The 11,748-nt window shown below is 71.0% G+C and carries 14 protein-coding genes; 10 read left to right on the forward strand and 4 right to left on the reverse strand.

Features of this window, described 5'->3' with window-relative positions:
- Nucleotides 1–112: 112 nt before the first annotated feature.
- The 4 genes from rplI to rpsF all read right to left on the reverse strand — a co-directional run bounded on the left by rplI (nt 113) and on the right by rpsF (nt 2,668).
- Nucleotides 113–685 (reverse strand): 50S ribosomal protein L9, encoded by a 573-nt coding sequence (gene rplI / locus MKK68_RS07470; protein WP_147725731.1) that lies wholly within the window; start codon nt 683–685, stop codon nt 113–115.
- Between the two features lie 50 nt (nt 686–735).
- Nucleotides 736–1,788, reverse strand: a complete 1,053-nt coding sequence (locus MKK68_RS07475; RefSeq protein WP_244029589.1) for a hypothetical protein — start codon at nt 1,786–1,788, stop codon at nt 736–738.
- A gap of 139 nt (nt 1,789–1,927) precedes the next feature.
- The gene (gene rpsR, locus MKK68_RS07480; protein ID WP_147725733.1) at nt 1,928–2,194 is read right to left on the reverse strand and encodes a 30S ribosomal protein S18; all 267 of its coding nucleotides are present in this window, start codon (nt 2,192–2,194) and stop codon (nt 1,928–1,930) included.
- Between the two features lie 3 nt (nt 2,195–2,197).
- The gene (gene rpsF / locus MKK68_RS07485; RefSeq protein WP_147725734.1) at nt 2,198–2,668 is read right to left on the reverse strand and encodes a 30S ribosomal protein S6; all 471 of its coding nucleotides are present in this window, start codon (nt 2,666–2,668) and stop codon (nt 2,198–2,200) included.
- 511 nt (nt 2,669–3,179) lie between these two features.
- Between rpsF and MKK68_RS07490 the strand changes: the two genes are divergently transcribed.
- From MKK68_RS07490 to tsf, 10 genes are all read left to right on the forward strand, one after another.
- On the forward strand, nt 3,180–3,443 hold the full coding sequence (locus tag MKK68_RS07490) for a hypothetical protein (RefSeq protein ID WP_147725735.1): 264 nt from the start codon (nt 3,180–3,182) through the stop codon (nt 3,441–3,443).
- 232 nt (nt 3,444–3,675) lie between these two features.
- Nucleotides 3,676–4,437: a pyridoxine 5'-phosphate synthase gene (locus MKK68_RS07495; RefSeq protein ID WP_244029591.1), complete on the forward strand. Its 762-nt coding sequence runs from the start codon at nt 3,676–3,678 to the stop codon at nt 4,435–4,437.
- The gene (gene acpS / locus MKK68_RS07500; protein WP_147725737.1) at nt 4,434–4,847 is read left to right on the forward strand and encodes a holo-ACP synthase; all 414 of its coding nucleotides are present in this window, start codon (nt 4,434–4,436) and stop codon (nt 4,845–4,847) included. Before MKK68_RS07495 ends, acpS begins: the two co-directional genes overlap by 4 nt.
- Before the next feature lie 126 nt (nt 4,848–4,973).
- Complete coding sequence (lepB, locus tag MKK68_RS07505) at nt 4,974–5,771, forward strand: signal peptidase I (protein WP_243932310.1); 798 nt, start codon at nt 4,974–4,976, stop codon at nt 5,769–5,771.
- 8 nt (nt 5,772–5,779) lie between these two features.
- Nucleotides 5,780–6,586 (forward strand): ribonuclease III, encoded by an 807-nt coding sequence (rnc, locus tag MKK68_RS07510; RefSeq protein WP_147841982.1) that lies wholly within the window; start codon nt 5,780–5,782, stop codon nt 6,584–6,586.
- Nucleotides 6,583–7,578, forward strand: coding sequence for a GTPase Era (gene era / locus MKK68_RS07515; RefSeq protein ID WP_147841983.1), 996 nt, complete (start codon nt 6,583–6,585; stop codon nt 7,576–7,578). Before rnc ends, era begins: the two co-directional genes overlap by 4 nt.
- Nucleotides 7,579–7,749: 171 nt before the next feature.
- Entirely contained in the window at nt 7,750–8,670 is a 921-nt protein-coding gene (locus tag MKK68_RS07520; protein ID WP_244029593.1) for a class I SAM-dependent methyltransferase, read from the forward strand.
- Nucleotides 8,667–9,410, forward strand: a complete 744-nt coding sequence (locus tag MKK68_RS07525) for a pseudouridine synthase (RefSeq protein ID WP_244029595.1) — start codon at nt 8,667–8,669, stop codon at nt 9,408–9,410. Before MKK68_RS07520 ends, MKK68_RS07525 begins: the two co-directional genes overlap by 4 nt.
- Nucleotides 9,411–9,610: 200 nt before the next feature.
- Nucleotides 9,611–10,678, forward strand: a complete 1,068-nt coding sequence (locus MKK68_RS07530; protein ID WP_147727746.1) for a 30S ribosomal protein S2 — start codon at nt 9,611–9,613, stop codon at nt 10,676–10,678.
- Nucleotides 10,679–10,799: 121 nt separating this feature from the next.
- A complete protein-coding gene (tsf, locus tag MKK68_RS07535) occupies nt 10,800–11,720 on the forward strand; it encodes a translation elongation factor Ts (RefSeq protein ID WP_244029597.1) in 921 nt (306 codons plus the stop codon).
- The last annotated feature ends 28 nt before the right edge of the window (nt 11,721–11,748 follow it).

The following is an 11,748-nucleotide window of genomic DNA, read 5'->3' on the forward strand; positions in this document are numbered from 1 at the left end:
GCCCATCTTGGAACAAACGAGGAACGCGTCAACCCTCCCGGGCCGCCTTCCCCGCTGTCACCGCCATTCACAGCCCGCCCCTCCCGCGTGGGGAGGGGGCAGGGCGATGCGATCAGCCGCGGTCGTCGGCGCCTTCGCCGGCCTCGGCCAGCGCCATGCCGACCTCCAGGCCGAGGTCGTCGAGGTTGAACGCCTCGCGCTCGGTGACCGACTCGCCGCGGGCCTGACGCTCGGCCTCTTCCGGGCTGCGGGCGACGTTGACGGTGACCTTCACGTCGACCTCGGGGTGGAGCACCACCGGGATCACGTGCAGGCCGAGCGTCTTGATCGGCTGGTTCAGGGTGAACTGGCCGCGCTCGACGGTGAAGCCTTCCTTGGTCACGACCTCGGCGAGGTCGCGGGTCGAGACCGAGCCGTAGAGCACGCCCGACTCGCCCGACTGGCGGATGAGCACGAAGGTCTGGCCGTCGAGCTTCTCGGCGACCGCCTCGGCGTCCTTCTTGCGGTCGAGGTTCTTCGCCTCGAGCTGCGCGCGCTGGGTCTCGAAGTGCTTCTTGTTGCCTTCCGTCGCGCGCAGCGCCTTGCCGCGGGCGAGGAGGAAGTTGCGGGCGAAGCCCGGCTTGACGTTCACGGTCTCGCCCATCTGGCCGAGCTTGGCGACGCGCTCCAGCAGGATCACTTCCATGGTCTTCGTCCTTCTTCAGGTAAGGCCGCCGATGAGGGCCGGCCGGGGTCTCAAGGGGTCGCGCCGTTGGGGCGACGGCGCCGGTTGAGCGCGGTGTCGGCAAGGCCGAACAGGGTGAGCACGATCAGGGCGATGCCCTGCGTGAAGAACAGGATCAGGTAGAGGCCGAACAGCATCATGCCGCGCGCCGGCCGGCCGCGGCTGCGGTCGTGGAAGGCGGCGAGCCCCTGCAGCGCGAAGACCGCGCTCACCGAGCCGACCAGGGCCGTGCCGAGCACGCCCGCGTAGCCCGGCGCGAAGGCGAGGATCACGGCGAGGCCGAGCAGCCCGAGCATGGCGCGCGGCATCACGGTCGACGGGATGTCCGGCCAGGGCCGCGGCAGGCGGCCCGAGAGCTGGACGATGCGGGCGGAGGCCCAGAGGTAAAAGGTCAGGAGCAGGGCGAGCCCGTTGGCGGCGAAGGCGGGCACGGTGCGCGCCAGCGCATCGACCAGGTCGTCGTGCGCCTCGGATCCCGCAGGCGCGGCATCGGCCGCGTCGCTGGGCTTTTCGGGGGCCGCCGGCTTTTCACCGACGGGCTTGTCAGCGACGGGCTCGTTCGCGTCCGGTCGGGCGGCATCGGGCTTGGCCGGCGCGCTCGGCAGGCCGCGCATCTGGGCGCGGACGATGGTACCGGCCAGACTCTTCAGCTGTCCCTCGAACGCCTCGTGGCTCGGCGCGGACAGGACGGCGATGGCGATGAAGGCCAGCGCCGCGGTCGCGCCGGTCCAGCCGAGGAGGCGGCCTGTCGGATACCATTCGAGGCTGCCGTCGGCGTTCGGCCGGCCGAGCAGGGCGAGATAGGCGAGCCACCACGCCGGCACGGCGAGGTAGGCGGCGAATCCGAGGCCAAGATAGGGGGAGACGACGAGGGCGAGCGCGAGGCTGCCGGAAGCCGCCGCCGCGAGCGCGGCGCGGGAATTCCAGCCGAGTCCCACGATGAGGATCGGCAGGGGCGCCAGGAGATAGAGGACGATCGCGAGCGGGGTGGCCTTCAGCAGCATCCCGAACAGGAGTGCCGAGACGAGGCCCGCGCCGATGCCGATGCCGAGGTTCTGAACCATGAGATCCGCTGTCCCGCCGCCGCGCAGGAGTGCGGGCGGGGTTAGAGGCGAGGCGCCCCAACGATCGGGCGGCGGAGACCGTCGCCTGAAGGATGGTGGCCGACCCTGGCGGACCAGGGCCGGCAGGTTTCCGAAGAGCCTACTTGATGACGTAGGGGAGCAGGCCGAGGAAGCGCGAGCGCTTGATCGCCTGGGCGAGCTCGCGCTGCTTCTTGGCCGAGACCGCGGTGATGCGGGACGGAACGATCTTGCCGCGCTCCGAGACGTAGCGGGACAGCAGCTTCACGTCCTTGTAGTCGATCTTCGGCGCGTTGGCGCCGGAGAAGGGGCAGGTCTTGCGACGACGGAAGAACGGACGACGGCCACCGCCGCCGGCGGCTCCACCAGCACTTGCACCGAATGCCATGGCTTAGTTCTCCCCGCCGAAGTTGCGCTCGGGCCGGTCGCCGCGGTCGCCACGATCCCCACGGTCGCGGTCGCCGCCGAAGCCGCCGCCACCACCGAAGCCCTCGTCGTCGCGACGACGGCCGCGCTCGCGATCCTTGCGGTCGTCGCGGTCGCGCTTCTGCATCATCGCGGACGGCTCGTGCTCGAGCTCCTCCACGCGGATGGTCATGAAGCGCAGCACGTCTTCCGAGATCTGCATCTGGCGCTCCATCTCTGCCATGGCGGCCGGGGGGGCGTCGATGTTGAGCAGGGTGAAGTGCGCCTTGCGGTTCTTCTTGATCCGGTAGGCGAGGGACTTGACGCCCCACATCTCGATCTTCTCGAAACGTCCGCCGTTCTGTTCGATGACGCCCTTGTAGGTCTCGATCATCGTCTCGACCTGCTGGGACGTCACGTCCTGGCGTGCCAGGAATACGTGCTCGTAGAGAGGCATTACGGGCCCTTCAGCTTGAATGAGGCCCGGACATGCAGATGCACGATGAGTTCCGGGCCGGTTCGGTTCGCGAGATCGCCCGGCGCCAAGCCCTCCGAGCCGTTTCAACGGGCCCGAGCGGTTGATCGAAGGCGGAGACACGGGACGACGGCTCGTTCGATCGTCGCCAGGCGACGCGGAAAAAAGCCTGTGCCGCGAACGGCACCGTCCGTTCAGCCCCCAGCCGGAGCGAACGCGAGTGGCGGCGGATAGTCGGTTTCGGGGAAAATCGCAAGGCTGCATCGCACGGCCGGGCACGTCGGGCCGTCCCGTCGCCTGCGTGCCGGCGATCGAACGCCGCGATGCGCTTCCGGAGGGCGGCGACGATTTCCGTTCCCCGGAAAGCGCAACGGGACCAGGCCCCTGGGCGCGGCTCGCACGCACCGGGAGGTCGGCCGCGCGAAGTTTCTCCGAACCATCCCCGGGCCGCGACGTTCCTCCTCCCACACCGACCACACGAAGGATCCGTCCCATGCGTAAGACACTCATCTCCGCCACGGCTCTCGTGCTCGCACTCTCGGGTGCGGCGTTCGCGCAGTCCGCGACCGGCAACATGAACAATCCCGGCAGCGTGAAGAGCCCGTCCGAGAAGACGATGGAGAAGGGCGGCACGATGCGGGGCGACATGCCGGCCACAACCGGCACCGCTCCGGGCGCCGCCAACGCGATGCCGGCCGGCCGCGAGGACGGCGCCCGCACGGTTCCGGGCAACGCCGGCGCCAACCCGGTCCGCTGAGCACCAACGACGGACGAGCCTTCGGGCTTCGTCGAAGGGAGGCCGGGCCGTCGTGCCGGGCCTTTTCGCGTTCGAGGGCCCTTCGCAGGAGGCCGCGACCATCCGACCCGCGCCGCGTCGCCTTCGAAACAGCACGGGTCGGGAGATTTCTCGTGGCGGCGAGGCGCCAGGGCGGCCCGATCTGGGCTAAGCACGACGCGATCACCTCGAAGCCACGCGAAAAGATCGGCGCATGTCGGCACATCCTCTCCGCCTCGGCGTGAACATCGACCACGTCGCCACCGTCCGGAACGCCCGCGGCGGCAGCTATCCCGACCCGGTGCGGGCGGCGCTGCTGGCGGTCGAGGCCGGTGCCGACGGGATCACGGCCCACCTGCGCGAGGACCGGCGGCACATCCGCGACGCCGACATGGCCGCGCTCGCCCGGACGCTGACCGTGCCGCTCAACTTCGAGATGGCGGCCACCGACGAGATGGTGGCGCTCGCCCGCACGCTGAAGCCGCATGCCGCCTGCCTCGTCCCCGAGAAGCGCGAGGAGCGCACCACGGAGGGCGGCCTCGACATCGTCGGCGGGCGCGATCACCTCGCGCCTCGCATCCGCGCGCTGGCCGAGGCCGGCATCCGGGTGTCGCTGTTCGTCGAGCCGGACGCGGCGGTGATGGAGGCGGCCCACGCGCTCGGCGCTCCGGTCGTGGAGCTTCATACCGGCAGCTACTGCGAGGCCACGGTCGCGGGCGATGCGGCCGCGACCGCGCACGAGCTCGCCCGGATCGTCCGTGCCGCCGAGCACGGGCAGGGGCTCGGGCTGGAGATCCACGCCGGCCACGGGCTGACCACCGACAGCGTCGGGCCGATCGCGCGGATCCCGGAGATCCGCGAGCTCAACATCGGCCACGCGCTCATCGCCGACGCGATCTTCGTCGGGCTGCCCCGTGCGATCCGCGACATGCGCGCGGCGATGGAGGCGGCCCGGGCGGGGAGCCGGGGCCGATGATCCTCGGGATCGGCTCCGACCTCTGCGACATCCGCCGGATCGAGCGCTCGCTCGCGCGCTTCGGCGAGCGCTTCACGCACCGGGTGTTCACCGACGGCGAGCGGGCCCGGTGCGACCGCAAGGCGGCCCGCGCGCCGTCCTACGCAAGGCGCTTCGCCGCCAAGGAGGCCTGCGCCAAGGCGCTCGGCACCGGCCTCGCGCACGGGGTGTTCTGGCGCGACATGGAGGTCGTGAACCTGCCCGGCGGGCAGCCGACGCTGCATCTCACCGGCGGAGCCCTGGACCGGCTGGCCGCGATGCTGCCGGCCGGGCACGCGGCGCGGTTGCACGTCACCCTCACCGACGACCCGCCGATGGCACAAGCTTTCGTGATCATCGAGGCCGTGCCGGAGGGCACCGGGCGGGGTTGACGCCACCTCCCGCCGCGTTGCGGGGGAACCCGGCTTGGTCTAGACCGCCGCGACGCAACGGACACGGTGGGGCGCCGCGGGCAGCGCCCGCGCGGGCCGTCGGCCTCGTCCCAGACGGATCGACAGATGGAACGCGCGCGCTTGGATCGGGACGGCAAACACGAGGTCCGGGCGCAACCGGGGACCTGGGCCAGCATCCGCGAGACCCTGAAGGTCGGGATCCAGGCGCTGCTCATCGCGCTGGTGGTGCGCACGCTGCTGTTCCAGCCGTTCAACATCCCCTCGGGATCGTTGATCCCGACGCTGCTGATCGGCGACTACCTGTTCGTGTCGAAATATTCCTACGGCTACTCGAAGTACTCGCTGCCCTTGAGCGAATACCTGCCGACCAAGGCGGAGGGGCGCATCTGGGCCGCCGAGCCGAAGCGCGGCGACATCGCGGTGTTCAAGCTGCCCAAGGACAACGCCACCGACTACATCAAGCGGGTGATCGGCCTGCCCGGCGACAAGATCCAGATGATCGACGGCGTGCTCAACATCAACGGCAAGCCGGTCAAGCGCGAGCGCATCGCCGATTACGAGACCATCGACCCGTACGGCCAGGCGACCAAGGTGCCGCAGTACAACGAGACGCTGCCGAACGGCGTCGTGCACCACACGATCGAGCGCGACGGCGACAACGGGTTCTGGGACAAGACCGAGCTCTACACCGTGCCGCCGGGGCACTTCTTCATGATGGGCGACAACCGCGACAACTCCACCGACTCGCGCGACCTCGCCAACGTCGGCTACGTCCCGTTCGAGAACTTCGTCGGCCGCGCCGAGATGATCTTCTTCTCGATCGACGAGGGCACGCCCGCCTGGCAGATCTGGAACTGGCCGGCCCACGTGCGCTGGGGCCGCCTGTTCTCGACGATCCACTGACCCCCGCCTTGCCCGACGAGGCGCGCCCCTCCGCCCGCGCACGGCGCATCACCCGCCCGAAGCCCGACCTGTCGGTGTTGGAGGCGCGCATCGGCCACAGCTTCGCCGATCCGTCGCTGCTCGCCCGCGCGGTGACGCATGTGAGCAAGGCGGCGGGCCGCGCCGGCAGCTATCAGCGCCTCGAATTCCTCGGCGACCGCGTCCTCGGCCTCGCCATCGCCGACCGGCTCTACGCCGCCTTTCCGCAGGCCGACGAGGGCGACCTCTCGCGCCGGCTGGCGGGGCTGGTCCGGCGCGAGACCTGCGCCGCCGTCGCCACCGCCTGGGACGTCGGCCCGCACCTCGTCCTCGGGCAGGGCGAGGTCCTGGGCGGCGGCCGCCGCAACCAGACCATCCTGGCCGACGTCTGCGAGGCGATCCTCGGCGCGGTCTACATGGATGCCGGCTACGAGGCCGCCCGGGCGCTGATCGAATCCGCCTTCCGCCCGGCCGAGCCGACCGGCGCGCCGCGCGGCCGCGACGCGAAGTCGGCGCTGCAGGAATGGGCGATGGGCCGCGGCCTCGCGATTCCGGCCTACGACGTCGTCGAGCGCTCCGGCCCCGACCACGCGCCGCATTTCCGCATCGCCGCCCGCGTCGAAGGGCTCGAGCCGGGGGTCGGCGAGGGGCCGTCGAAGCGCCTCGCCGAGCAGGACGCCGCCCGCACCGTGCTGGCGCGCGAGGGCATCGGCGACGGCGCCGGCCCGGGCGGAGACGGGGCAGGGCGGGATGCCGGCCAGGGGGCCGGCGAGCGGCCGAGCGAGGACCGGACATGAGCGCGATGCCCCACGACGAACCCGAGGACGGCCCGCGGGACGAATTCGAGGCGGTGCCGGAGCGCGCCCCCCCGAGCCTGCTGCCGGGCACCCCGGCCGATGCCAAGGCCGGCTTCGTCGCGCTGATCGGCGTGCCGAACGCCGGCAAGTCGACGCTCCTGAACAGCCTCGTCGGCACCAAGGTCTCGATCGTCTCGCGCAAGGTCCAGACCACGCGGGCGCTGGTGCGCGGCATCCTGATCGAGGGCTCGGCCCAGGTGGTGCTGGTCGACACCCCCGGCATCTTCCAGCCCAAGCGCCGGCTCGACCGGGCGATGGTCCACTCCGCCTGGAGCGGGGCGGCCGACGCCGACGCGGTCTGCCTGCTGGTCGACGCGCGCAAGGGGATCGACGAGGAGCTGGAGACGATCCTGGCGCGCCTGCCGGACGTGCGCCGCCACAAGATCCTGATCCTCAACAAGATCGACCTGATCCTGCGCGAGAAGCTGCTCGCGCTCGCCGAGGACTTGAACAAGCGCATCCCGTTCGCCGACACCTTCATGATCTCGGCGCTGAACGGCGACGGCATCGCCACGCTCAAGCAGGCGCTCGCCAAGCTGATGCCCTCCGGCCCCTGGCTCTACCCGGAGGACCAGGTCTCGGACGCCCCCATCCGCATGCTCGCCTCCGAGATCACGCGCGAAAAGCTCTACGATCGGCTGCACGAGGAGCTGCCCTACCGCTCCACCGTCGAGACCGACCAGTGGCAGGTGCGCAAGGACGGCTCGGTGCGGATCGAGCAGACCATCTTCGTCGAGCGCGAGAGCCAGCGCTCGATCGTGCTCGGCAAGGACGGCCAGACCATCAAGGCGATCGGCACGGCGGCCCGCCGCGAGATCGCCGAGGTCGCCGAGACCACGGTCCACCTGTTCCTGCACGTGAAGGTGCGCGAGAACTGGGCCGACGACCCGGCCCGCTACCGCGAGATGGGCCTGGAATTCCCGCGCGGCTGATCCGTTTCGGTTTCCGGCTTCTCGAATCGCGCGAAACCGCGTGTTGATGCGCCGGGCTCCCCGTGCCGATCCGGCCGCCCCCCGAACCGCTCGCGCGGGGTCGCCCAAGGCGCGGCGTTTCCCCATTTTCCAAGGCCGCTTCGGCGGCCCGGTCCCGAAATTCCCTCACCCATGCCCGAAACCGCCATCTCCGACGCCGTCTACGGCCTGCCGCCGGCCGAGCTCGCCGAGATTCCGCCGGATGCCGTCCAGCTCTCGCCCCTCGTTCCCGGGTCCGCCCGGCTGGAGGATTGCGCGGATGCGAGCCTCGCGCAGGTTCGGATGCTGGCGCCGCCCGGCACCGTGGAACGCCGCTTCGTGCTGGCGCAGGCGCTGCGGGCGCTGCGGCCCGGCGGCGAGCTCCTGACGATGGCCCCGAAGGATCGGGGCGGCGCGCGGCTGGCGCGCGAGCTGACGGATCTCGGCTGCACCAGCGCCGAGGAGGCCCGTCGCCATCACCGGATCTGCCGCGTCGTCCGGCCCGAGGGCGACCTGCCGCTGGCCGCCGCGCTGGAGGAGGGGGCACCGCGCCACATCGACAACCTTTCCTTGTGCACGCAGCCCGGCATCTTCTCGTGGGACCGGCTCGATCCCGGCAGCGCGCTTCTGCTCGCGACCCTGCCGGCGCTGAAGGGCGGCGGCGCCGATTTCGGCTGCGGCCTCGGCATCCTGGCGCGCGCGGTGCTGGCCTCGCCCGCCGTCACCGCGCTGACGCTGATCGACATCGACCGCCGCGCCGTCGAGATGGCGCGCCGCAACGTCGGCGACCCGCGCAGCACCATCCGCTGGGCCGACATCCGCGCGGCGGATCCCGGCCTGACGCGCCTCGACTTCGTGGTGACCAACCCGCCGTTCCACGACGGCGGCGCCGAGGACCAGAAGCTCGGGCAGGTCTTCATCCGCCGTGCCGCGGAGGCCTTGCGCCCCGGCGGCAGCCTGTGGCTGACGGCCAACGCGCACCTGCCCTACGAGCGCGTGCTCGCCGAGGCCTTCAAGGCCGTGACGGTGAAGGCGTCCGCCCACGGCTACAAGGTGTTCGAGGCGCGCAAATGAGCGCCAAGGCCCCGACCGCCCGGCTCGACAAGCTGCTGGCCAACCTCGGCTACGGCTCGCGCCGCGAGATCGCCGCCCTGGCGCGGGCCGGACGCATCGTTCTGGACGGCGCGGCCCTCGCCGACGCGGGCGCCCGCATCGCCGTGACGCCGGACCTGCCCACGCGTCTGGCCGTCGACGGCGCGGGCATCGACCCGCCCCCCGGCCTCGCGCTGATGCTGCACAAGCCGCTCGGCGTCACCTGCTCGCACAAGGAGGCCGGCCCGCTGGTCTACGGGCTCCTGCCCGAGCGCTGGCGCCGCCGCGACCCGGCGCTTTCCACCGTCGGCCGCCTCGACAAGGAGACCTCGGGCCTGCTGCTGCTCACCGACGACGGTGCGCTGCTGCATCGGATCATCGCGCCCAAGGCCAACGTGGCCAAGCGCTACCACGTGACGCTCGACCGTCCGCTGAGGGGCGACGAGGGCGCAATCCTCGCCGCCGGCACCCTGGTGCTGGAGGACGACGACAAGCCGCTCCTGCCGGTGGGCTTCTCCGCCGAGGACGCGACGCATGCCACCGTGACCCTGCACGAGGGCCGCTATCATCAGGTCCGCCGCATGTTCGCGGCGATGGGCAACCACGTCACCGCGCTCCATCGCGACCGGATCGGCGGCCTCGCCCTGCCGGCGGACCTGCCGGCGGGGGCGTATCGGGTGATGGACGCGGCGGACGTGGCGAACGTCTTTTCCGCCGCCTGATCCCGGCCTCGAGTCCGCTGCCTGGGGTTTCCGGCGCCCCGGCGATACCGTTGCCCTGGCGGCCAACCTCTGCTAAGGCCCCGCCCATTCCACACGCGGAGCCGGCCCCATGCCTGAATGGGGCGTTTCCGGTGATCGGCCGATCCGTCGGCCGGTCGCTACCTCCGCGGCGGCATAACCGGAAAGAAAGCGAAAGACTCATGGCCGTCGATTTCACCATGCGCCAGCTCCTCGAGGCCGGCGCCCATTTCGGGCACCAGTCGCACCGCTGGAACCCGAAGATGCAGCCCTACATCTTCGGCACCCGCAACAACATCCACATCATCGACCTCGCCCAGACGGTGCCGGCGCTGCACACCGCACTGCAGGCGGTGAGCGACACGGTCGCCAAGGGCGGCCGCGTGCTGTTCGTCGGCACCAAGCGCCAGGCGGCCGACACGATCGCCGAGGCCGCCAAGCGTTCGGCCCAGTACTACGTCAACTCCCGCTGGCTCGGCGGCATGCTGACCAACTGGAAGACCATCTCCGGCTCGATCTCGCGCCTGCGCAAGGTCGACGAGACCCTCGACACCGGCGGCCCGGGCCTCACCAAGAAGGAGCGCCTGATGCTGTCCCGTGAGAAGGACAAGCTCGAGAAGGCGCTCGGCGGCATCAAGGACATGGGCGGCGTGCCCGACCTGCTGTTCGTGATCGACACCAACAAGGAGCAGCTCGCGATCAAGGAGGCCCAGCGCCTCGGGATCCCGGTGGCCGCGATCGTCGACACCAACTGCAACCCGGACGGCATCACCTACGTCGTCCCGGCCAACGACGACGCTGGCCGCGCCATCGCGCTCTACTGCGACCTGATCGCCCGCGCCGCCATCGACGGCATCTCGCGCGGCCAGGGCTCGTCGGGCGTCGACCTCGGCGCCTCCGAGGAGCCGATGGCCGAGGAGCTTCCGTCGGACGAGGCCGCCGCCGTCTCGGTGGAGTCGGGGGCCCTCGATCCGGCCGACGTCGCGATGCTCGCCGAGTCGACCGAGCATTTCGAGCTGCTCGCCGCCCCCCGCGGCGCGCCGGACGACCTGTCCAAGCTCCACGGCGCCGGCCCGCAGATCGTGCAGAAGCTCAACGACGCCGGCATCTACCACTACTGGCAGATCGCCGCGATGAGCCCGGAAGACGTCGCCAAGGTCGACGCCGACCTGAAGCTCAACGACCGCTTCGGCCGCGACGGCTGGGTCGCCCAGGCCCGCGGCTTCGTCGAGGCCCAGGCCGCCGCCTGATCGCCCGCCGGGATCGCGGCGGCCCCATCCGGGGCGCCGTGATCCGCACCACCACATTCGGGCCCGGCGTTCACCCCTGGACGTCGGGCTCCTCTCATCTGAGATGACGAAAGGACCGGCCATGGCCAACATCACCGCCGCGATGGTGAAGGAACTCCGCGAGAAGACCGGCGCGGGCATGATGGACTGCAAGGGCGCGCTCAACGAGACGCAGGGCGACCTCGAGGCCGCCGTCGACTGGCTCCGCACCAAGGGCCTCGCCAAGGCCGCCAAGAAGGCCGGCCGCGTCGCCGCCGAGGGCCTCGTCGCCGTGGAGTCCTCCGGACACCACGCCGCCATCGTCGAGGTGAATTCCGAGACCGACTTCGTCGCCCGCAACGACGCCTTCCAGGCCTTCGCCCGCGAAGCCGCCAAGATGGCGCTCGATTCCGACGGCACCCTGGACAGCCTCCAGGCCGCGCACTTCCCCGGCGGCAGCGAGACCGTCTCGGAGAAGCTGCAGAACCTCATCGCCACCATCGGCGAGAACATGAACCTGCGCCGCGTCGCCAAGCTCGACGTGCCCAAGGGCGTGATCGCGAGCTACGTCCACGGCCAGATCTCCGAAGGCCTCGGCAAGATCGGCGTGCTGGTCGCGCTCGAGTCGGAGGGCGACGTCGAATACCTGTCGACGCTCGGCCGCCAGATCGCGATGCACGTCGCCGCCACCAACCCGGTGGCGCTCGACGCCTCCGGCGTCGACGCCGCCACGTTGGAGCGCGAGTCGAACATCCTGCGCGAGAAGAACGCCGGCAAGCCCGACCACGTGATGGCGAAGATCGTCGAGAGCGGCCTGAAGAGCTACTACAAGGAGGTCACCCTCCTGGAGCAGCCCTTCGTGCACGACGGCTCGAAGACGATCACCCAGGTGATCAAGGAGGCCGCCGGCAAGGCCGGCGCCCCGGTCGCGCTCACTGGCTTCGTGCGCTACGCGCTCGGCGATGGCATCGAGAAGGAAGAGGGCCCCGACTTCGCCTCCGAAGTCGCCGCCATGTCGCGCTGAGCCAAGTTGCGCTGAGTCATGTCGCGCT

It is taken from the genome of Methylobacterium sp. E-016, assembly GCF_022829745.1.
Classification (GTDB): Bacteria; Pseudomonadota; Alphaproteobacteria; order Rhizobiales; family Beijerinckiaceae; genus Methylobacterium.